The following is a 20,716-nucleotide window of genomic DNA, read 5'->3' as shown; positions in this document are numbered from 1 at the left end:
AAGGATATAAGAGATACCCTTTTCCTGTACTAATATATTCATAAAACTTAACCATTTGTATACTCTGATAACTTTTGCATGTAAAAGGAACGAATGAATAAAAAAAAGACGATTTCAACTATGCCAAAAATAATAAGAACGGCTGAAATTTCTTTGAATAGTGATAAATCAATTACATCTTGAAGCATTTTTGTTGCGAACATTGTATGAATGGATGCCATAACATATGGAACGAAAAATAAAATGCTAAGTTGAATGGTTGCAGATCGTTTCATCTCTGCATTTGTTACACCAATTTTTGAAATTGCTACATATTTTTCTTGTTCGTTTGTTAAATCTGTATACATTCTGAAGTAAAGAACGCTACCTGCTCCAATAAAGAAAATGACACCTAAGAATGTCCCGATTAGGAAGTATGCAGCACTTCCTGATGTGATTCTATATAATGAGTCTGCTGATTCATAGGAGCGTATAAGGGGGCCTTCGTATTGGAATTCCTGTCGATCTTTTTGTATTTTTTTCATAAAATCATTAGCAATTTCATACGTTTTTTCCCAGTTTTGTACGTTATAATTGTACGCTGATACATGCTTTGTTGTACTTGGTAAGTTATTTACAACAACATCAGGTAAAATTAAAGTTTGATATGAAAAGTTAGATGGAATGGCCCCTGCTTGTTCATAGCCCTTTACTTGTAATATCGTATTTGTGCTAGAAAGTGTAATGGATTTTCTATTGAAGCTTGGATCAAATTGGCTGAATAAGGTGAAATAAGCGCTGCCGCTTAAGACATATGCTTCGTTATCGCTCATGAATAGTTGTTTCATTCGCAGGGAAGCTGCAAGTTTATTATAGTCACTTTGTTTCATTGCATAGATGTCATTGTAAGTCGTTATACCTGCATCTTCTTTCAGTGGTGTTTCATATAAATCAGCTTCTATCTTTTTATAAGAGAAATTTTCTTTTTGTAACTGCTGTTCAAGCCAAGTTAAATGCTTGTTAGCAAAAGGATTTGCGTCATATGAAAAATAAGAAAATGGAAAAGGTGAACTTCTCGTAACATCTAGCTTTGTAAACTTTCCAAATCCATATAGAAATGTAATCATTGTGAAGGCTACTGTAGATAGCATCGCTACAATAAAAAGCATATTAATATTTGTTCGAATACGACTTGCTAAATCAGAAATCCAAAGCATATTAATCCGTTTCATATAAAAACTTCTTCTTTTCTTTAAAATATAAATAAGTAAGAAACTAATTTGAGAAAAGAAAAAATATGTCCCAATTGTAACAAGTGCTGGAATCACAAAAATACTTGAAACCATATATATAACGCCTACTTGCGGGTTTACTGAGAAGAAATATTTAGGATTTACAGCTAAAATATAACCACCTAATAAACAGATAGCACCAAATAGAGAAATTAATATGGATGGTTTTCTTTCTTTTTGTTTTACATTGTTTGTTTTTAAAAGGTGCAATGCTTTTTTTGTTCGAATAAGCATTGGTGTGAATGCAGATACAGCGATAAAGAGACCAAGAAACACAATCGTTGTTAAAATGAAAGCATTCGTAGGTATATATAAATATATCCCTGGTACGTGCGTAATTTTCGCCGTCACTAATAAGAAAAATTGCGAAAAGACAAGCCCAAACTGCATACCAAAAAAGATAGATAAAATACCAATTAACATATTTTCCGTAAAAACGAGACGATGTAATTGCTTTTTCGATATACCTAAAACGGCTAAAATACCAAATTGTTTTTTACGAACTTTTAAAAACGATCCGATTGAATATAGTAAAAAGAAGAAAGAGAACAGTACAATGACAACTTCTGAAAAAATCATTAATCCTGAAATTTCAGAGATCATACTGAAATTTTGTAATTTCGGATGAAATAAATAAACAGCAAACGAAAAGAAAACAGCAATGGAAAAGGAACTGCTTAAAAAATAGGCAAAATAAGCTCTTGAGTTGCGCGTTACATTTTTAAATGCAAATTGCCAAAATGTCATAATATGTACCTCCCGTTAGAAGGCCAATATGCAGTTTTATTGCAAAAAATGTATGAGAGTATATTCTCATACATTTTGCTAGCATATGTTCCGATCATGCTTTGGTCACCTTCTCCGTATTTTCTGCTTGATTGTTTGCAGCGTTGTGGAAGATGATTTTAATCGTCGTTCCTTTACCAACTTCAGAGTCTAGTTTTACAGAATGACCTAAATAATCACAAATTTTACTTACGATATAAAGTCCCATACCAGTAGATTCTCCGAATGTACGACCATTTTTCCCAGTGTAAAATGGTTCAAATACTCTTCGAACATCTTCTTGCGGAATACCAACGCCCTCATCACGAACTTCCAAAATGATATCTTTTCCATTTCGATAAGCTGATAAGAAAACTTTCTTTCCGCGTTCACCAGAATAACGAACAGCATTTGTCATTAACTGATAAATGATGAACTTTAGCCATTTCGCATCAGAAGCAACTTTTAAATCTGAATGAACTTCTAAAACAGGGAAGACCCCGTTTCGAATGAATAGTTCTTTTAATCCGTTAATATTTTTTGTTACAGCATCTTTTAATGAAACGGTCTCAACATGGAAGTCTTCATGGAAGTTGTTTAACCTTGCCATGTATAAAGCCATATCGAGTCCTTGATTTAGTCGCTCTAACTCTTTTTTAAATTGCGGGATTAAATGTTCATCTTCCATTTCAAGCACCATAAGTTGCATAACAGAAACGGGCGTTTTCATTTGATGTACCCAGTGGTTAATAAATAATTGGTGTTCTTGCTGTTTTACTTCAAATGTTTGTAGGTCTTTTTGGAATAGACGATATTGCGTACGAACGAGCTCGTTTACACCGTGGGGCATAGGAGCAGTCGCTCTTTCAATAAACGCATCTTCCATTTTCTCTGGTGGTTCACTTAATCTGTGGTACATTCTACGATTACGAACGTAACGATAAGCGAGGAAACAGATGAATAAATATAAGCTTAAAACGATGAAGTAAAACTTATTATTTTGAAATCCATCTACTGCATCATAGAGAACGAAAATGATTCCGAAGTTTAATACATATAGTAGAAAAAATGCAAAATGATCACGTAAAAATAGCTTCATGCTTATTCACTCCAAGTTGTGTTAAAACGATATCCAAGTCCACGTACTGTTTCAATAGAGTTCTCAATACCAAGCTCATTAAACTTTTTACGAAGACGCGTAATGTTTACGTTTAATGTATTTTCTTCAACGAAGCTCTCATCATCCCAAAGGGCAGCTAATAAATCTTCACGGCTTGCTGTACGAGGGAATTTAGATAATAGCATTTCTGCTAAAATAGCTTCTTTCTTTGTTAAAAGAACTTGCTCAGATCCGAAATGAATTTCTGGACGTTCAGGGAATAGTTTTAAACCTTCTACTTCAACGATACGTTCAGAAATATTTGGTGCATAATCACCATAAATACGGCGTAATTGACCTTTAATTTTTGCCATTACAACGTCATAGTGGAACGGTTTCGTAATGTAATCATCCGCGCCACTTTCAATCGCCATAATTTGTTCCATTTCACCAGCACGAGCTGAAATGAAAATAATTGGACAAGTAGATTCATGACGGATTTGACGGCACCAGTAGAAACCATCGAATTTCGGTAAGTTTACATCAAGTAAAACAAGATGTGGTTTCACGGCGTTAAACGATTCCATAATATCATCGAAGTTCTCCGCAACAACAGCATCATAGCCATATTTTTGAATGTGAGATTGTAGTAATGATGAAATATTTGGATCGTCTTCAACGATTAAAATTTTATACATATGTATATTCCTCCTAAAAAAAACAATTGTAGCTATAGTGTACCATGTGTTTCTCGTCTTTTCATTATGTTGAAATGAGAGCTATATAAATATAAAGATTTTAAAAATAACATAAAACCTATCTTTTTAGGGGAGAGAGAGGATCCAGCCATGCATAGAAGCGGTCAGAGCCTTTTTTGCCCCGTACGAAGTAAAAACAAAGAAATCAAATGAATAGGGTTTCCTGTTTGTTATATATAGCATAGCTGTGGCGTATTTATAGGTCAAAAGTGGAAAAAGTAAAAAGGGCCTTATATATTATTGACAATTAACTAAAATCATTTTAACATTTAGATAAATATCTAAATGTCTAATTATCGAAAGGAAGAAAGACATTGAATCAAGCATTCAAAGCATTAGCTGATCCAACAAGAAGAAAAATTTTAGACTTATTAAAAGAAGGCGATCTAACCGCTGGTGAAATTGCCGAACAATTCAATATGACGAAGCCAAGTATTTCTCATCACCTAAATGCGCTTAAAAATGCTGAACTTATCCAAGATGAAAAAAGAGGGCAATTCGTTATGTATTCTTTGAACACAACTGTATTTCAGGATTTATTGACTTGGGTGTTTACGTTTACGAATAAGGGGGAAGAGGGGAAATGAGGAAGCATCTTTTTGCAATTATATTGATTCTTATAACTGGTTTAGCTTGGGCATATGCTTGGCCGAATTTGCCTGACACGATGGCAATTCATTGGGGGACTGAAGGTGTGAATGGCTTTGCTTCCAAATTTAATGCAATGCTGTTGCTACTTGGGATTATGATTTTCACCTATTTTTTATTAACAATTACTCCTAAAATTGATCCTAAGAAAAAGAACTACGATAAGTTTTCTAGAAGTTATAAGATAATGAATTATAGCGTATTAGTAGTATTGTTTCTAGTAAACATGCTCGTGATTGGGGTAGGATTAGGTTATGACATTCCGATGAATAGTACACCATATATTCTTGTTGGTCTGTTATTTATAGTCATCGGCAACTATTTACCACAATGTAAGCCAAACTACTTCGTAGGTATAAAAACACCGTGGACGTTAAGTAATGAAGAAGTGTGGAGAAAGACGCATCGTTTTAGCGGAAAGGTGTTTGTTGTACTAGGAGTTATTATGATTTTAAGTGTTTTTGCACCTGCAGCATGGAAAGCTTTCTTAATGGCTGGAATTATTATTGGGGCGGTAGGATTAACGATGGGATATTCTTATGTGGCTTATAAGAAAGAGATAGGGTCTTAATAGAATAATATAGAATTTGTGTTGGCTGGAGTGATGTGAATATGTACCTTCATACCAACAATAAATTCATATGTTATTTATAAAAAGAAATAGTATAGAATGAGTGAATTAAAAACAGGGGAGTGCAGGAAAGGTGAAAAAACATCTTTTTGCAATTATATTAATTGTTACAACTTGTTTAGCTTGGGCGTTTGCTTGGCCTCATTTGCCGGATACAATCGCGACACATTGGAGTGGTGGTAAGGTAGATGGCTATTCTTCTAAACTTTACGGAATGATTTCTATGGTTGGAATTATGATTGCATTATATGTATTTCTAAATGTGATACCAAAGATTGATCCAAGGAAAGCAAATTACGAGAAATTTGCTAAAGCTTTTATGATGATGAATAACGGGATACTCCTGCTACTATTTGTAGGAAATATAGATATTATTACAAGTGGACTAGGATATAATTTATTCATTAATCGAGTTCCAGAATTATTAGTTGGTGTTTTATTTTTAGTGATGGGTAATTATTTACCGCAGTGTAAGCCTAATTTTTTCGTCGGGATGCGTAATCCTTGGACGTTAAGTAATGAAGAAGTATGGCGGAAAACACATCGATTTAGCGGAAAAGTATTTGTGGCTTTAGGACTTATTATGATTATAAGTGTTTTCGCTCCAGCTGATTGGAGATCTTATATGATGCTTGGGATTATAGTAGTTGCTGTCCTCATAACGAATTTATATTCCTACGTTTTATATAAAAAAGAAATGCAATTGTGAGCAATAAGCGATTGAATTATACTAGTCAAATTTTATATTTATAGTTTCTATGTGTTAAGAGATTTAAATACTCAGTGGGGATAATGAAAAAGCTCGCTGAGTAAATTTTTTGCTTTTAGGTCTGAAAATTCAGTTAAAAAGGATAGTTTGGGGGAAATCACATGTTAGAAATTATAAATTTTAGCAAGACATACAAAGGTGGCAAAAAAGCAGTAGATCATTTAAATATTACTGTTCAAGCAGGAGATATCTTTGGATTTATTGGGCATAACGGTGCGGGGAAGAGTACAACGATTAAGTCGTTAGTAGGAGTTATAGATTTTGAAGAGGGTGAAATTTTTGTTGATGGCCATTCAGTAAAAAAAGATCCGATTGCATGTAAGAAAGTAATGGCGTATATTCCCGATAATCCAGATTTATATGAGCAATTAACAGGAATTCAATATTTAAACTTTGTTGCGGATGTTTTTAAGGTGTCTGCAAAAGATCGGGAAAAGGAGATACAAAAGTATGGAGATGCTTTTGAGATTACACCGCACCTAGGTGATTTAATATCTTCTTATTCACATGGTATGAAACAAAAAGTGGCGATTATATCAGCGGTTTTGCATAAACCGAAATTATTAGTTTTAGATGAACCTTTCGTTGGTCTTGATCCAAAGGCAGCCGTAGTATTGAAAGGTATTATGAAGGAGCTTTGTGAAAAGGGAAGTGCGATTTTCTTTTCTACACATGTTTTAGATGTGGCGGAGAAGTTATGTAATAAAATAGCGATGATTAATAGAGGGAAATTAGCACTTTCAGGGGAAGTGAATTCTTTAATAAAGGAAGGATCATTGGAAGAGCTCTTTATGAAGGAGCTTGCTAATGAATACTAATAGTCTAGGTCTTTTGAAAATCCGGTTGATAACGCAGCTCGGTTTAAATACTTTTAAATACGAAAAAGATAAGAAAAAGAAGCAGAATAAGATTTTACTGTCAGCATCTATTGCCTTAGTTGGTGTCATGTTAATGCTATATTGCGGAGCCTCAGCATATGGGTTGGTGAAACTAGGAATAAGTGAAATTATCCCAGTTTATGCACTAGTTATTAGCAGTGTATTGACGTTGTTTTTCACTATATTTAAGGCAAATGGAGAAATTTTTGCTTTTAAGGACTACGATCTTTTAATGTCATTACCGATTCGTGTAAGTACTGTTATTACAAGTAGATTTTTGTATTTATATTTGCTGAATACGATCTTTTCAATCATAATCATGCTACCAATGGGAGTTGTTTATGGCATACATGAGAATCCATCAGTTTCTTTTTACTTTATGTGGTTCATCAGTATGTTTATAGCATCTTTAATTCCAACAACAATCGCAGCGGTCTTTGGAGCTGCGATTACGGCAATCGCTTCTAAATTTAAAAATACGAATAAAATAACTACGATTTTAAGTTTCATAGTAATTATTACATTCGGTTTCTTTATGCTAAAAAACGGAAATGCTCAATATAGCCTTAATGATATGAACGGGATTGGTGCAATTGTTTCGGAGCAATTAACTAAAGTTTACCCATTAGCTAACATGTTTCAAAAAGCAATTGTTCATGCTGATCTTGTAGCTTTCATCCTATTCGTTGGGATATCGGTTATTTGGTATTATCTTTTTGTAAAAATACTTTCGTTAAAATATAAGCAAATAAACACAGGGATTACCACTTATCATATGCTTTCAAATTATGAGATTAATGGTATGAGAAAAGAAAGTGTATTGGTCGCGTTGTATAAAAAAGAACTGAAACGTTTCTTTTCTTCTACAGTGTATGTCATAAATAGTGGAATGGGAGTTGTGATGGCGCTAGCTTTCGCGCTAGCTATAGTTGTAGTAGGACCAAGTCAATTAATAGCGTATCCAGGAATTGAGCCCCTGTTGCAAAAGGTTGCTCCATTTGCTATTGCAGCAGCGATTTCGATGACGTGTACAACATGTGTGTCATTGTCTTTAGAAGGAAAAAATGTATGGATTATAAAGTCATTGCCTATAGCGCCAAAGATAATTTATGACAGTAAAATTCTTATGAATCTTTCATTAAGTATACCTGCATCACTTATTAGTGCCGTATTACTGATAATAGGGTTAAAACTAGATGTTTGGAGTTCTTTTTTAATCGTCATAACACCGATAACATATTCATTCTTTTCGGCAGTATGGGGGATTTTTATTAATAATCGATTTGGTTATTATGATTGGGTATCAGAAACTCAAATAGTAAAACAAAGCATAGGATCGTTTGTCGGTATGTTTGGTGGCTTAATTACGGCTGTTATACCTGCCTTGTTAATTGGTACTGCTACGATCTCGAACTACAGAGTATTTACTTTTGTAGTTGTTATAGTGCTTGCGATTATTACTCTTTTCTTGTATAAGAACGAGTCGAGAAGAAGTATAAAATAAAAAGCTGCTTTTCCTTTAAAGAGGAAGAGCAGCTTCTTTATTTTGAAACAGTTTAGACCTTTATATTATTTCTTCAAAACAGGTACCCATATCTCGCTTCTGAAATTCGGCGAAGATACGTCTTTACTTTCATTCCACAATATTTCCGGTCCTTCCGCTAATTCATAGTTTGAAGAAGGGAACCATTCAGAATAAATACGCCCCCATACATTTTGTAACGCGTCAGGAAATGGACCGACAGCTTCAAAGATAGCCCATGTTGAAGCAGCGACTTCAAGTTGTTTAAATTGCTTCGGACAATCTTTGGTCGTAGTTACTCCAATATAGTGATCGAGTTCTCCTTTTTCCTCCATTCTTCCTTCAGAAAAATTCGTAGAAGCACTAATAATTCCTGTAGGTTCAATATTTGAAAGGGACTTTAACGTTTCAATGGCCCCCGGATCTAAACTTTTCCACATAGAAGTAATTTCTTCGTTTACGCCGTTAAAAACAATCGGTACTCGTTTTTGTATACCAATGATTCGAAATGGATCTTTTTCTTCAATTCGATAGTTCATTGCATTTCCTCCTTGAATGGATAGTTGGAAGGTCATTGGTGAATAAGCTTTCAAAGAACGAATTGTACTTCGAGCTTCTGAAGGCGTTATTCCGTGCAAATTTTGAAATGCACGTGTAAAAGAATCTGGTGAGTTGTATCCATATTTTATAGCGACATCAATGACTTTTGCATTGCTATCTTTTAGTTCAAAGGCAGCAAGCGTAAGACGTCTACAGCGAATATATTCTGATAGTGATATGCCAGCTAAAAAAGAAAACATTCTTTTGAAATGATATTCGGAGCAGAAAGCTATTTTTGCGACTTCTTTAAAATCAATTTCGTGTGTAAGGTTGTCTTCAATATGCTGCATTGCCGCATTCATATTTTTAAGTGAATCCATACTATGACCTCCTTTGTATATAGAATAGCAAGAATGAAATAGCTCCATCCGACATTTCATGCACAACTTTGTAGGGGGCATTTTTAACCTTACAAAAATGTAATGTTCCTGTAAGGAGAATGAATGGATGGCATGATATCCCAATGCTATAGTAACAAAGTACTTTCATTCAGTAGGTTAAATTTTTATGTCTTTACTTATGTGCCTTACATAACTGTCATGTTTGTGTAAGAAACATCGATAGTGGCAAGAGTAGAGAGTGTATATAGTTGAAAATAGAGAATAGAAGAAATGAGGGATGTCGAGATGAAAACAGTGTTAGAAGCAAAAAATATTGAAAAAGTATATGACACAGGTGGGAATAAATTTGCAGCTTTAAAAGGTATTAACTTACAAGTAAAAGAAGGTGAGTTCGTTGGAATTATGGGACCTTCTGGTTCTGGTAAGACGACTCTTTTAAATGTTCTTTCTACAATTGATAATGCGACGGACGGTGAAATTTTAATTGATGGAAAAGATATCGTGAAGATGAATGATGATAAGCTAGCTTTGTTCCGCCGCGATCATTTAGGTTTCATTTTCCAAGATTATAACTTATTAGATACGTTAACAGTGAAAGAGAATATTGCTTTACCTCTTGCGTTATCAAAAGTAAAGGCTAATGAAATTGATCGCCGTGTTCTTGAAATCTCCAAGAAATTCGGTATTGATCATATTTTAAGTCAGTTCCCATATCAAGTATCTGGTGGACAGAAGCAGCGCTGCGCGGCATCACGTGCAATCGTTACAAATCCGAGTATGATTTTCGGGGACGAGCCAACTGGAGCACTTGATTCAAAATCTGCAACAGATTTACTTGAAAGTATGAAGTCGTTAAATGAATATGATAACTCAACAATTTTAATGGTAACGCACGATGCTTTTGCGGCAAGTTACTGTAAACGAGTTATTTTCATTAAAGATGGTGAGTTATATAAAGAATTGCACCGCGGTGAATTAACACGTAAACAATTCTTCCAAAAAGTCGTTGACGTAATGTCTTCCATTTCTGGAGGTATGGCTGATGACCTTATCTAGCATTGCCCTCCGTAACATACAGCGGAACTTTAAAGACTACTTTGTATATTTTGCATCTATGATTTTTAGTATTGTAATTTACTTTACATTTAAAGCACTACAATATAATTCGCAAATGGAAAAAGCTGCGGAAGGTTCTAAAAAAATTAGCGGTGCGTTTCAAGTTTCAAGTGTCATGCTAATCATCTTCGTAGCGGTGTTCATTATATATTCGAACGGTTTCTTTACACGGAAGCGTAAAAAAGAAGTTGGGCTATATTCGTTACTAGGTATTCGAAAAAGACAGATCGGTAAAATGCTCTTTTATGAAAATATGTTAATGGGATTAATGTCTTTAATTATTGGGATTGCGATTGGTAGCGTTCTTTCAAAACTATTCCTTGAACTACTAGTAAGTATGATGGGGTTAAATTTAAATGTTCATTTTGAAGTACCGATGGCTGCAATTGTTGATACAGCAATTATTTTCTTTGTGATTATATTGTATACATCACTTCAAGGATATCGTTTAATTTATCGATTCAAGCTAATTGAACTTTTCCGCGCAGAACGCGAAGGAGAAGTAATGCCAAAAGGATCTGTAATTATGGCGTTAATTTCAATTTTCTTAATCGGTTCAGGTTATTTCTTAGCATTAATGTTCATGAAGGCAGTTAAGTATGCAGACTTTATGGCAGTTGCACTTTATATTTTACTTGCGACAGTATTAGGTACGTACTTACTATTTATGTTCTTTACAGTATTCGTATTAAAACGTTCAAGAAATAATAAATCATCGTTTTATAACGGTATGAATATGGTAACGACGTCACAGCTACTATATCGTATTAAAGGGAATGCAAAGTCACTTGCAACAATTTCTATTTTAAGTGCGGTAACATTAACAGCAGTTGGTACGTCAGTTACGATGTATTACAACACATTTACACAATCAAAAGCATTCGCGCCATACAGCTATTCTTATGAGAAAAAAGATGCAGAACTAGATAAGAAAGTAAATGCGATTTTTGCTGAAGAGAAAGAGAATCATCCTGTAAAAGATCAATTTGAAGTTGAGATGGTTCCTGTAAAAGGAAAGTTTGAAGGAGATAAAGTTGATTTCATCCTTAATATGAACTACAGTATCTCAGAGAAATATCAATTTATGTCTCAATCTGAATTTAATAAACTTGCTAAAAAAATCGATGCAGAAACAGTGAATGTAGCTGCTGGTGAAGCATTTATATATGATAGTTCTTATATTGAAGGGCATGAGTTTAGCCCTCAATATAAAGGAAATAAAGCGGTATTCCAAATTGGAAATGAAACGAAGAAATTAGCGATTCAAGGCGCAAATGATAATGCAATTACGAACTTAGGTGAACTAGTTGTTGTCGTTTCAGATGAAACATATGAACAAGCGAAGCAAGCATTTGGAACACGTGTTGTAAAAAATATTGATGTAAAAGATGAAAGAAACAGTAAAGTATTAACAGAAAAATTAACAAAAGTGATGCCAGCTGGTGAATCAGAAATGGTACCATCATTTAGAGATTTTTACACTGGTTTCCAAATGGGGCTTGAAGGAACTGGACTAATGATGTTCATCGGAATGTTCTTAGGACTTGTATTCTTACTAGCAACAGGTTCTATCATTTACTTTAAACAATTAACAGAAGCAAATGCTGATCGTGAGCGTTATGTTGTACTTCGTAAAGTCGGGGTAACGAAACAAGAAATGAAAAAAGCTATCGCAAAACAAGTAAGCTTTATCTTTGCGATTCCGTTAGTAATCGGAATTCTACACAGTTTGTTTGCATTAAAAGGTTTAGGGAACATACTACCATTTGAAATTATGATTCCGCTCCTAATTAGTATCGGAGTATACGGTGTCATTTATATCGGATATTACTTCTTAACAGTTCGTTCTTATTATAAGATTGTGAGCGCGAAGTAATAAAGGGGGCAGCTATCGCTATAAGCGGTAGCTGTTTTTTGATTTCTTCATAAAATCTTAAGAAATCTCCTCAATTTTTATTAAGAAACGATAGTTATACTTAAACACAAGTTAAAAACTATTGAACGAATGGGGAGAGATTTACATGCAACTCATAACATTCTTACATGAATTTATTAAACACCCGAAACATACTGGTGCGATTGCGCCAAGTTCAAAAATATTAGCAAAGAAAATGGTAGATGTAATTGATTTTAATAGAGCGAAGTGCATTGTGGAATTAGGTCCTGGTACAGGAGTCTTTACGAAAGAAATTATGAAGCGAAAGAAGAAGGAGACAATATTTCTTCTTATCGAAATTAATGAAGTGTTTTTTAAAGAGCTAAAGAGAAAATTTAAAGATGAGCAGAATGTCATTGTTGTACATGGTTCAGCTGAAAATATAAAGACGTATATGGAAGAGCTCAATATAGAATGCATTGATTACGTCTTATCAGGATTGCCTTTCACATCTTTACCAGAAGAGGTTTCAAAACGAATTTTAAACAACGCAATGGAAGCGATACATGAGAGTGGTGAATTCATTACATTTCAATATTCACTTGTAAAAAAAGGATTTATACAGCATTTCTTCCCTGAAATTACACTAGAAAAAGTTTGGTTTAATTTCCCGCCAGCCTACGTCTTTAGCTGTAAAAAAGAGCTAAGGGGAGCATATGCATAATGGCGCTACATGAATTAATATCATACATTGAGCAGTATGGTTATTGGGCACTATTTTTTTGTTTATGGCTTGGTATTATCGGTATGCCGATTCCAGATGAAATGATTGTAATGAGTGGTGGATTTGTATCTTCATTAGGCGTATTAAGTGTCATTCCTGCGTTTTTATTAACATATTTAGGCGTTGTATCTGGGCTTTCTTTAGGTTACATACTAGGGAAAATATTTGGCATAAAAGTACTTAAAAAATTGATGAAAAAGAAAAAGGCGAAGTACCTTTTAAAATCACAAGAGATAGTAGGGAAATATGGTCATTATGCATTAGTAATAAGTTATTTTATCCCCGTTGTGAGACATATCGTACCGTATTTAGTAGGAATGAATAACATGTCATTTAAAACGTATGCGATTTATTCATATGTAACAGGATTTGTTTGGACGTTAGTTTACTTTGTACTAGGCTCTATATTTGGAAAGCATATAGAAATGATAGTAACCCTTGTGACCGAGTATGGTATATATTTGGGTGGCATCGTTATCATAGTTTCTAGTATTTCTTATGTGTATATGCATAAGAAGAATGCAGTAGTGAGTGAAATAAAGCAACATTCATAGTTTGGTAAATGATGCTGGAGGAGATTTTGTGAGTAAAGAAACGATACTTATCGTGGACGATGAGAAGGAAATTAGAAAACTTATCGCCATCTATTTGAAGAATGAAGGCTACGAAGTATTACAAGCTGGAGATGGTGAAGAGGGGTTAGAAATAGTAAGGAAAAGAGACGTGCATCTAATTGTACTTGATATTATGATGCCGAAAATAGATGGTATTCATATGTGTATGAAAGTGAGAGAAATAGCGGAAATGCCCATTATTATGCTGTCGGCAAAAACGCAAGATATGGACAAGATTTTAGGGTTAACAACTGGAGCAGACGATTACGTAGCAAAACCATTTAATCCACTTGAACTCATTGCTCGTATTAAATCACAACTTCGGAGATATATGAAAATGAGCGGGGCAAGTGTAAAAGATGAAAATGTATTTGAAGTTGGGGATATAAAGATAAATATAGCAACGCGGCAGGTCATTATTGCAAATGAAGAGGTGAAATTGACACCGAGAGAGTTTGAGATATTAGAATTGCTTGCACGAAATCAAGGAATGGTATTAAATGCAGAACAAATTTATGAAAGAGTATGGAAAGAGCAAGCTTTCCAATCTGATAATACTGTGATGGTACATATTCGGAAAATACGTGAAAAGATAGAGGCAATTCCAAGGAAGCCTCGTTACATTAAAACAGTATGGGGAGTTGGCTACAAGATTGAGAAAGATATTTGAACCGATAATATGGATGAATCAAGGTTTTAAAAAAATGATAGGTAAAACAGTTAGTTATTTGCAAAAGAGTATACGTGTACAGCTAATTACTACATTTACTTTCTGTACGTTACTTGGTGTATTAGTAGGGTGGTCTTCATCTTCCTTTTTCGAGGATGCGAATAAAATTTCTATCATTGATTATGCATCAGGTATGGAAGCCATTGATGGACAGACACAAAGGCTTGTTGAAAGTATGACAGAAGAGGGTAAGGAAATTAATATACAAGAACTGCTTGATCAATTAAATCATCAAAATCAATTGAAGGTTTTAATAATAGATGAGAATGGGAAAGTCGTTTATAAAACAAAGGGAGCACCGGAAGAACAGATTAATCTTCATGAGACGATGCGTAATGTAATGGATTTTAAAATGGATCAAGTACGATATGTAGAAGCACAAAATTTAATTCAAGATAGAGCTGAACAAAAGCGTAAGGAGTTTACAACCTTTTATCCAGTTACTGTTAATACGAAAAATATGTATGTCATTGCAAGTGGTATACCACAAGGAAATGTAAAGTATGTAGTGAACGGTAGTAGTCCATTCCCATCTTTACTAGGGTTTATTACTTTTCTACTTTCTTTCTTTTATATAACGAAAAGGAAGATGAATCAGATTGAAGCAATGGCAGAAGGAGTAAGAGAGTTTTCGAAAGGGAACTTACAATATAAAATCAAACAGGCAGGTCAAGATGAAATAGGTGTATTAACTTCAAAGATTAATCAAATGGCAGAAAAACTTTTGGCTAATATAGAAAAAGAAAAACAAATAGAGAAACAAAAAAGTGAATTGATTACAAATGTATCACATGATTTAAGAACACCACTTACTTCTATTATGGGGTATTTACGCTTACTAGGTGATGCGAAATATGAAAATAAAGAACAGTATGATGAGTATATAAAAATTGCTTTTTCAAAATCAGAGCAGTTGAAGATGTTAATAGAGGATTTGTTTGAGTATACAAAACTAACAGATGAAAATATGGTGTTAGATTCACAAGAAGTGTGTATGAATGAACTACTTGATCAGTTAATAGAAGAGCTAGTACCACAAGCGGAGGAACATAATCTTTCATTCGTGAAAAAATTTCAGGAAGATCGTATATATGCCGTTGTGGACTCGGAAAAAATGGTGCGTGTGTTTGAAAACCTCTTAATAAATGCAATCAAATATAGTATAGAAAAGAGAGAAATTAAAGTTTCTATTCAAAGGGAAGAACGTCATATTAGAGTCTCAATAGCAAATCATAGTGAAGAATTTACAAAAAAAGAGTTAGAGAACTTGTTTGAGCGTTTTTATAAAAAAGATCAATCTAGAAGTAGAGCTGTAGAAGGTTCAGGCTTGGGGCTTGCAATTGCAAAAAGCATTGTTGAATTGCACAAAGGAGAAATTCGAGCAGAATATGAAAATGGGGTTATTCAATTTATTATCTTATTACCAATTTAATTAGAAGGGCATTAGAAATATCGGTTACCTTCTAATTAGGGAAGAATGAGTGATAGTGTTGCTATTGATTTAGAGAGAGGCTTATTCCATCATTCAGGTGGACTTTGACTAATAAAACAGAGAAGTGGAGAATCGAAAGTTATATGAAAAAATTAAGTGCGTTTATCGTATTGATTATAGTTGGAGTTACATTACTTGTAGTGAAAGGTGGACCGATTGTAGATCAACTCAATCCGTTTATTAAAGAAGATATTTATTATGCTGTTGTCGACAGTGATGGGGAATATGAAGCCAAAAGTAATGGTTTTGGTAGATGGAACTATAAATTTAAAGGATATGATGAATCTGGTAAAGAACAAAAAATTATGATGACTTCTTCAAAACATTTACGAATAGGAGCATATGTAAAGATTAAGTCTAAAGGGACTTATGGTATGAAATGGGAAGAAGTGCAAGTAGATGAAATACCTACTAAAGTAAAAGAGAAAGTAAAAATAAAACATAATTAGTTATAGAAATTATAAGTTGCATTCCATGGATAAAGTAACGAGCAAGTTTCTTGTGGCAGTATATGATGAATTTTAAATTTTTTATAAAGAAGATAAAGATTATCTGAACTTTATCTAAACTGCATTTCTTCTGTATACAACTACTAGTATTCTATATTGTGTAGATAAAAAATGGTAAGGAGTAACAGGATGACTATGCAGGTTTCTAAGAGGAAAATATTATTATTTCTTTCAATTATTCTTTTTGTTTTATTGATGATGTATGTATGTACGAATAATAGGCATGTACAAAATATTGTTCACAATATAGAAGACATTTATAAAGTATATAAAGAGAATCAATTATTGCAAGAAAAAATCGAGAACCAAGAATCGTTAAAGAGTAAAGTACAAATGTTAAGTGAGGAGAAAGAAAACCTTACTAAGCTTATCAACAAGACGAGAGAATTAAAGGAACAAGGAAAATATAATTTAATTCAAGCTACAGTAGTAAGACGTGTAGCAGAAGATTGGTATGGAAAAATCGCTCTTGATAGAGGGGTACAACATGGTGTAAAGGTTGATATGGCTGTTATGACGGTGAGTGGTCTTATTGGAAAGGTAGAGAGTGTAGATCAATTTACATCTATTGTGAAATTAATTACGAAAGATGAACGAACAAATCGTTTAGCAATCACTTTCCAAAATAACTCATCCATTTTAGGATTTGTTACAGGGTATGATAAGGAAAAACAAGCTCTTCGAATTGATAATATTCCATCAGATAAAGCGAAAGAAATAAAAATAGGTGATAGCATTATTACCTCTGAATTGAGCCAGAAAATACCACCTGGTCTTGAAGTAGCAGAGGTAATAAATCAAGAGCCGGATAAATATGGTCTTGCACATATTATTTATGCAAAACCAAAGGCGAATTTATATGATTTAGAAGATGTCATTTTAGTAGAACCTAAAGGATAGCAAAGAATAGTGTCTATTAAAAGTGAAGAAGAGATGAATATCATTTCTTTTTTTAGGTAGAGTAAGATTAAGAGGAATAAGAAAAAGTATGGAACAAAGAAAAAGAAGCTTTTGGAAAAGTACGAGAAGAAGTAAAATCAGTTCATAAATCTATAGATAAAATGGAAGATGCAGCTTTTCAGAAACAAGCAAAAATAGAATATAGAAACCAAAAGTCCCAAGCTACTAGCTTTGGGGTTTTTTCATATTCTTAAAGAAATGTTAAGAATATCCGCTGCTATTTATTAAGAAATGCTATCTATACTTAGAAATGGGTTAAGAAATGCTCGGAAAATATGTAAGGAAAATAAAAATAGGAAAAAGAAGTGTAGGAGGATATAAATGACAGCATCAGTTGTAGAGGTAAAGAATGTACAAAAGGTATACGGTAGAAAAGGTGAGAGTCAATCACATGCACTAAAGAATGTATCGTTCTCAATCCAAGAGAGTGAATTCGTTGGAATTATGGGACCATCTGGCTCAGGAAAAACAACATTATTGAATGTAATTTCTACATTAGATAAAGCGACAGGTGGAATTGTTGAAATTGCTGGAACAGATATTACGAAAATGAAGCAAGGGGAATTATCTGATTTTCGCTCAGAGAAACTAGGGTTTATCTTTCAAGATTTTAACTTACTTGAAAATTTATCAATCTATGAAAACATTGCATTACCGCTTTCTCTGCAAGGTGTTCATTCGAAAAGAATTGGATTAAATGTGAAAAAGGTAGCAGAGATGTTAGGAATTTCAGAGATTCTTCAAAAATATCCGTCCGAAGTATCTGGTGGACAAAAACAACGTTCGGCGGCGGCTCGTGCACTTGTACATGAGCCAGCAATAATTTTAGGAGATGAGCCAACAGGAGCGCTTGATTCTAAAAATGCGAAAAGTTTATTAGAGGCGATGACCAACTTAAATGAAGAACAGGATGTTTCAATTATGATGGTTACACACGATCCATTAAGCGCAAGTTATTGCCGACGTATTTTATTCATCCAAGATGGAGAATTGTATAAAGAAATTCATCGCAGAGGTACTCGTGAAGAGTTTTATAAAGAAATTTTAGATGTGCTTGCAAATTTAGGTACACAAAAAGCATAAGAAAGAAGGTTCAACATGTTATTCAAACTTTCCATGTCGGGACTAAAAAGTAAACGAAAAGACTATATGGTCTTATTAGTTGGGCTTATTATGTCTATTTCAATTTTTTATATGTTTCAAACGTTAGCGTTAAATAAAACGTTTATCGAAGGAAATTCCATGGATGGAATTTTTTCAGTCTTCCAAACAGGATCATTTTTATTAGGTTTCATTACATTATTTTATATTTTATACGCCAATTCATTTTTATTATCACTTCGGCAAAAAGAATTTGGTATGTATATGGTATTAGGGGCAAAAAAGCATAAAATTACATTGCTCATGTTTATTGAAACAATTGTATTAGGAATAGTATCTCTTATAGTAGGTGTGATAGTCGGTATAATTTTGGCGCAAGGCGTTGGGCATTTACTGATGAAGGAGCTGGAGTTTACTGGAGGTGGTTATCATGCATTTTATATACCATCAATTATTGTTACTTTCATCTTTTTCATTGCATTATTTATGTTGTCCGCAATTATGAATGGTATGAAACTAGCGCGTAATTCGTTATTACAACTCGTTCACTCCAATAGTCACACAGAGCGTACGCCTACTAAAGGAAAACTAACGAATATAGTAGCACTTTTATCAATTATTTTATTAGCAGTTGGTTATGCTTCGATGATTTATATGAAAGAGTTAAAGGAATCAGGATTTATCATTGCTACAATTACAGTAACACTAGGAACTTATATGCTATTTGCATCATTCCTTCCCATTATTATTAACAAACTAAAAGCGAATAAAAATCGTAGTGAAAAAGGAATCAATGCGTTTACGTTTGCACAGTTAAGTTTTTCTATTAATAGTTTAACGAAAGTATTAGCGACAGTTGCTATGTTAGTGGCTCTCGGTGCGGGTGCAATCTCCAGTGGTATGGCATTAAAAAATAATGTCACAAATATGGTGGAGAGTGCAGAATACTATGATGTCGAAATTAAAAATCCCACAGCAGAAGAAAAGAAAATATTAGATAGTATTACATTTAAAGAAAAGAATGAATATCGATACAAAGTAGATGAGCAGTTTATTTATCAATTGAAAGAAGATTTAGAAAGAAATCGTCCGCTAACACGTACTGGAAAAGACGAGAATAGTAGCCGATTCGTTCCTGTTTCGAGGGAGCTAATTGTCGGAGCCGTTTTAAGCCATAGGCAAGAAAAAAATGAGGATAATACCAATGTAATTCCAGAAGAGTGGGGAAATGTTTTAAGGTCTCTTCAAAAGACATATATGAATCCTAGTCAAAAGATAAAAATTGTAGATCAACAGATGTATGACGGGATACAAGGTAAAGAAGAAATTATAATACTGGGGAAAACGGACAATTTTATAACGTATAAAGAAGAATGGAAAAAAATTGATGAATTAGAGCTAGCTAAATATAAAGATATGAAGGACGTACATCTTTTGAGTAAATATATGCTGTATGAAGGATATTACAGTACTTACAGTGGAACAGTATTTATGGGATTTTTCTTAGGCATAGCTTTCTTAGCGATGCTGGCAAGCTGTTTAATGTTTAAAATTCTTTCTGGTGCTTCAAAAGATATTATTCGCTATCAAATGCTTCGTAAAATTGGTGTGCGTTATGAGCTATTAACGAAATCAATTTATAAAGAGTTACTTTTAGTTTTCTTGTTCCCAGCGATCGTAGGTATAATGCACGTATTAGTCGGAATGAGCATGTTCTCGTTCTTAATAGATAATCCATATTTCCGTATTTGGCTGCCGATTATTATTTTCTTAGTCATTTATGTGTTTTATTATTTCATTACAGTTCAATTGTATAAAAAAATTGTTCTTCCGAAAGAAGTGTAGTATGTAGTGAGTAAGGGGGATGATGAATAGAGATAAATTTAGGGGAATATTATATGGAATTTATAGCGATGAAGAAGTTATAGATTGAAAGAAGCAGCTATTCTACGTAATAGCTGCTTCTTTCATTATTTATAATTAGGAAGCAACTTGTACTGTAGATAAGGAGAAATAAAATCCTCTATCTTTTCAGTATATAAAAGATAAAGAGGGAAAGGTATTATAACTTCTGTAGTAATCGTTCGCTGCTTTTCATGTCGCCTTTACACAACGGGCATTGCGGCTTATCTTCTAAAGAAAAGTTTTTACGCATCCATCCAAGGCAGTCGTCTGCTTCGCATTCCCACACAGCAATTGCTTCTGGTTCTTCTACAGGTTTATCATTTTTTCTCCAATACATGTGATCGCTC

The 20,716-nt window shown here is 33.6% G+C and carries 20 protein-coding genes; 15 read left to right on the top strand and 5 right to left on the bottom strand.

The genetic code is table 11. From position 1 onward, the window contains the following. Positions 1 to 47: 47 nt before the first annotated feature. The 3 genes from EXW56_RS23190 to EXW56_RS23180 form a co-directional block, all read right to left on the bottom strand. Positions 48 to 2,018 (bottom strand): FtsX-like permease family protein, encoded by a 1,971-nt coding sequence (locus tag EXW56_RS23190; protein WP_215597000.1) that lies wholly within the window; start codon positions 2,016 to 2,018, stop codon positions 48 to 50. A 94-nt stretch (positions 2,019 to 2,112) separates the two neighbouring features. Beyond that, complete coding sequence (locus EXW56_RS23185) at positions 2,113 to 3,135, bottom strand: sensor histidine kinase (RefSeq protein WP_002034498.1); 1,023 nt, start codon at positions 3,133 to 3,135, stop codon at positions 2,113 to 2,115. A 2-nt stretch (positions 3,136 to 3,137) separates the two neighbouring features. Continuing rightward, complete coding sequence (locus tag EXW56_RS23180) at positions 3,138 to 3,833, bottom strand: response regulator transcription factor (protein ID WP_002034497.1); 696 nt, start codon at positions 3,831 to 3,833, stop codon at positions 3,138 to 3,140. 374 nt (positions 3,834 to 4,207) lie between these two features. Here EXW56_RS23180 and EXW56_RS23175 point away from each other — a divergent pair, with 374 nt between their 5' ends. From EXW56_RS23175 to EXW56_RS23155, 5 genes are all read left to right on the top strand, one after another. Then, a complete protein-coding gene (locus EXW56_RS23175; protein ID WP_002089211.1) occupies positions 4,208 to 4,480 on the top strand; it encodes an autorepressor SdpR family transcription factor in 273 nt (90 codons plus the stop codon). Further along, on the top strand, positions 4,477 to 5,112 hold the full coding sequence (locus tag EXW56_RS23170) for an SdpI family protein (protein WP_215596999.1): 636 nt from the start codon (positions 4,477 to 4,479) through the stop codon (positions 5,110 to 5,112). The genes EXW56_RS23175 and EXW56_RS23170 overlap by 4 nt, the downstream gene beginning before the upstream one ends. Positions 5,113 to 5,245: 133 nt before the next feature. Beyond that, positions 5,246 to 5,881 (top strand): SdpI family protein, encoded by a 636-nt coding sequence (locus EXW56_RS23165; RefSeq protein ID WP_002145176.1) that lies wholly within the window; start codon positions 5,246 to 5,248, stop codon positions 5,879 to 5,881. A 161-nt stretch (positions 5,882 to 6,042) separates the two neighbouring features. Beyond that, the gene (locus EXW56_RS23160) at positions 6,043 to 6,759 is read left to right on the top strand and encodes an ABC transporter ATP-binding protein (RefSeq protein ID WP_215596998.1); all 717 of its coding nucleotides are present in this window, start codon (positions 6,043 to 6,045) and stop codon (positions 6,757 to 6,759) included. Continuing rightward, positions 6,749 to 8,323, top strand: coding sequence for a putative ABC transporter permease subunit (locus EXW56_RS23155; protein ID WP_215596997.1), 1,575 nt, complete (start codon positions 6,749 to 6,751; stop codon positions 8,321 to 8,323). Before EXW56_RS23160 ends, EXW56_RS23155 begins: the two co-directional genes overlap by 11 nt. 65 nt (positions 8,324 to 8,388) lie before the next feature. Here the strand turns inward: EXW56_RS23155 and EXW56_RS23150 are convergent, their stop codons facing one another. Beyond that, positions 8,389 to 9,261, bottom strand: coding sequence for an AraC family transcriptional regulator (locus tag EXW56_RS23150; protein ID WP_215596996.1), 873 nt, complete (start codon positions 9,259 to 9,261; stop codon positions 8,389 to 8,391). A 306-nt stretch (positions 9,262 to 9,567) separates the two neighbouring features. On the opposite strand from EXW56_RS23150, the gene EXW56_RS23145 reads away from it, so the two are divergent. The 10 genes from EXW56_RS23145 to EXW56_RS23100 all read left to right on the top strand — a co-directional run bounded on the left by EXW56_RS23145 (position 9,568) and on the right by EXW56_RS23100 (position 20,309). Beyond that, positions 9,568 to 10,338, top strand: a complete 771-nt coding sequence (locus EXW56_RS23145) for an ABC transporter ATP-binding protein (protein ID WP_002199017.1) — start codon at positions 9,568 to 9,570, stop codon at positions 10,336 to 10,338. Then, entirely contained in the window at positions 10,325 to 12,274 is a 1,950-nt protein-coding gene (locus EXW56_RS23140) for an ABC transporter permease (protein WP_002199018.1), read from the top strand. Before EXW56_RS23145 ends, EXW56_RS23140 begins: the two co-directional genes overlap by 14 nt. A 145-nt stretch (positions 12,275 to 12,419) precedes the next feature. Continuing rightward, positions 12,420 to 12,998 carry a class I SAM-dependent methyltransferase gene (locus tag EXW56_RS23135; protein ID WP_002123387.1) on the top strand — a complete coding sequence of 193 codons (579 nt, stop codon included), beginning with the start codon at positions 12,420 to 12,422 and terminating at the stop codon, positions 12,996 to 12,998. Further along, positions 12,998 to 13,612, top strand: coding sequence for a DedA family protein (locus tag EXW56_RS23130; RefSeq protein ID WP_098988763.1), 615 nt, complete (start codon positions 12,998 to 13,000; stop codon positions 13,610 to 13,612). Before EXW56_RS23135 ends, EXW56_RS23130 begins: the two co-directional genes overlap by 1 nt. Before the next feature lie 28 nt (positions 13,613 to 13,640). Then, positions 13,641 to 14,342: a response regulator transcription factor gene (locus EXW56_RS23125; RefSeq protein ID WP_215596995.1), complete on the top strand. Its 702-nt coding sequence runs from the start codon at positions 13,641 to 13,643 to the stop codon at positions 14,340 to 14,342. Further along, positions 14,326 to 15,834, top strand: coding sequence for a sensor histidine kinase (locus EXW56_RS23120; RefSeq protein ID WP_215596994.1), 1,509 nt, complete (start codon positions 14,326 to 14,328; stop codon positions 15,832 to 15,834). The genes EXW56_RS23125 and EXW56_RS23120 overlap by 17 nt, the downstream gene beginning before the upstream one ends. A 143-nt stretch (positions 15,835 to 15,977) precedes the next feature. After that, positions 15,978 to 16,343: a YxeA family protein gene (locus EXW56_RS23115; protein ID WP_002199022.1), complete on the top strand. Its 366-nt coding sequence runs from the start codon at positions 15,978 to 15,980 to the stop codon at positions 16,341 to 16,343. 189 nt (positions 16,344 to 16,532) lie between these two features. Next, a complete protein-coding gene (gene mreC / locus EXW56_RS23110; protein WP_215596993.1) occupies positions 16,533 to 17,303 on the top strand; it encodes a rod shape-determining protein MreC in 771 nt (256 codons plus the stop codon). A gap of 381 nt (positions 17,304 to 17,684) precedes the next feature. Then, positions 17,685 to 18,446 (top strand): ABC transporter ATP-binding protein, encoded by a 762-nt coding sequence (locus tag EXW56_RS23105; protein WP_215596992.1) that lies wholly within the window; start codon positions 17,685 to 17,687, stop codon positions 18,444 to 18,446. 15 nt (positions 18,447 to 18,461) lie between these two features. Continuing rightward, a complete protein-coding gene (locus tag EXW56_RS23100; protein ID WP_215596991.1) occupies positions 18,462 to 20,309 on the top strand; it encodes an FtsX-like permease family protein in 1,848 nt (615 codons plus the stop codon). 217 nt (positions 20,310 to 20,526) lie between these two features. On the opposite strand, the gene EXW56_RS23095 is transcribed toward EXW56_RS23100, so the two are convergent. After that, the gene (locus EXW56_RS23095) at positions 20,527 to 20,706 is read right to left on the bottom strand and encodes a cold-inducible protein YdjO-related protein (protein WP_002067775.1); all 180 of its coding nucleotides are present in this window, start codon (positions 20,704 to 20,706) and stop codon (positions 20,527 to 20,529) included. Positions 20,707 to 20,716 lie beyond the last annotated feature (10 nt).

The organism is Bacillus mycoides, from assembly GCF_018742245.1.
In the GTDB taxonomy this organism is placed as follows: domain Bacteria; phylum Bacillota; class Bacilli; order Bacillales; family Bacillaceae_G; genus Bacillus_A; species Bacillus_A cereus_U.
This window is presented reverse-complemented; position numbering and strand designations above follow the sequence as displayed.

Excerpts from the sequence above, each read along its gene's own strand:
- mreC (WP_215596993.1), top strand. The coding sequence starts at position 16,533 with ATGACTATGCAGGTTTCTAAGAGGAAAATATTATTATTTCTTTCAATT.
- EXW56_RS23155 (WP_215596997.1), top strand. The coding sequence starts at position 6,749 with ATGAATACTAATAGTCTAGGTCTTTTGAAAATCCGGTTGATAACGCAG.
- EXW56_RS23140 (WP_002199018.1), top strand. The coding sequence starts at position 10,325 with ATGACCTTATCTAGCATTGCCCTCCGTAACATACAGCGGAACTTTAAA.
- EXW56_RS23180 (WP_002034497.1), bottom strand. The coding sequence starts at position 3,833 with ATGTATAAAATTTTAATCGTTGAAGACGATCCAAATATTTCATCATTA.
- EXW56_RS23105 (WP_215596992.1), top strand. The coding sequence starts at position 17,685 with ATGACAGCATCAGTTGTAGAGGTAAAGAATGTACAAAAGGTATACGGT.
- EXW56_RS23130 (WP_098988763.1), top strand. The coding sequence starts at position 12,998 with ATGGCGCTACATGAATTAATATCATACATTGAGCAGTATGGTTATTGG.
- EXW56_RS23160 (WP_215596998.1), top strand. The coding sequence starts at position 6,043 with ATGTTAGAAATTATAAATTTTAGCAAGACATACAAAGGTGGCAAAAAA.
- EXW56_RS23150 (WP_215596996.1), bottom strand. The coding sequence starts at position 9,261 with ATGGATTCACTTAAAAATATGAATGCGGCAATGCAGCATATTGAAGAC.
- EXW56_RS23100 (WP_215596991.1), top strand. The coding sequence starts at position 18,462 with ATGTTATTCAAACTTTCCATGTCGGGACTAAAAAGTAAACGAAAAGAC.
- EXW56_RS23095 (WP_002067775.1), bottom strand. The coding sequence starts at position 20,706 with ATGTATTGGAGAAAAAATGATAAACCTGTAGAAGAACCAGAAGCAATT.
- EXW56_RS23145 (WP_002199017.1), top strand. The coding sequence starts at position 9,568 with ATGAAAACAGTGTTAGAAGCAAAAAATATTGAAAAAGTATATGACACA.
- EXW56_RS23190 (WP_215597000.1), bottom strand. The coding sequence starts at position 2,018 with ATGACATTTTGGCAATTTGCATTTAAAAATGTAACGCGCAACTCAAGA.
- EXW56_RS23115 (WP_002199022.1), top strand. The coding sequence starts at position 15,978 with ATGAAAAAATTAAGTGCGTTTATCGTATTGATTATAGTTGGAGTTACA.
- EXW56_RS23135 (WP_002123387.1), top strand. The coding sequence starts at position 12,420 with ATGCAACTCATAACATTCTTACATGAATTTATTAAACACCCGAAACAT.
- EXW56_RS23170 (WP_215596999.1), top strand. The coding sequence starts at position 4,477 with ATGAGGAAGCATCTTTTTGCAATTATATTGATTCTTATAACTGGTTTA.
- EXW56_RS23185 (WP_002034498.1), bottom strand. The coding sequence starts at position 3,135 with ATGAAGCTATTTTTACGTGATCATTTTGCATTTTTTCTACTATATGTA.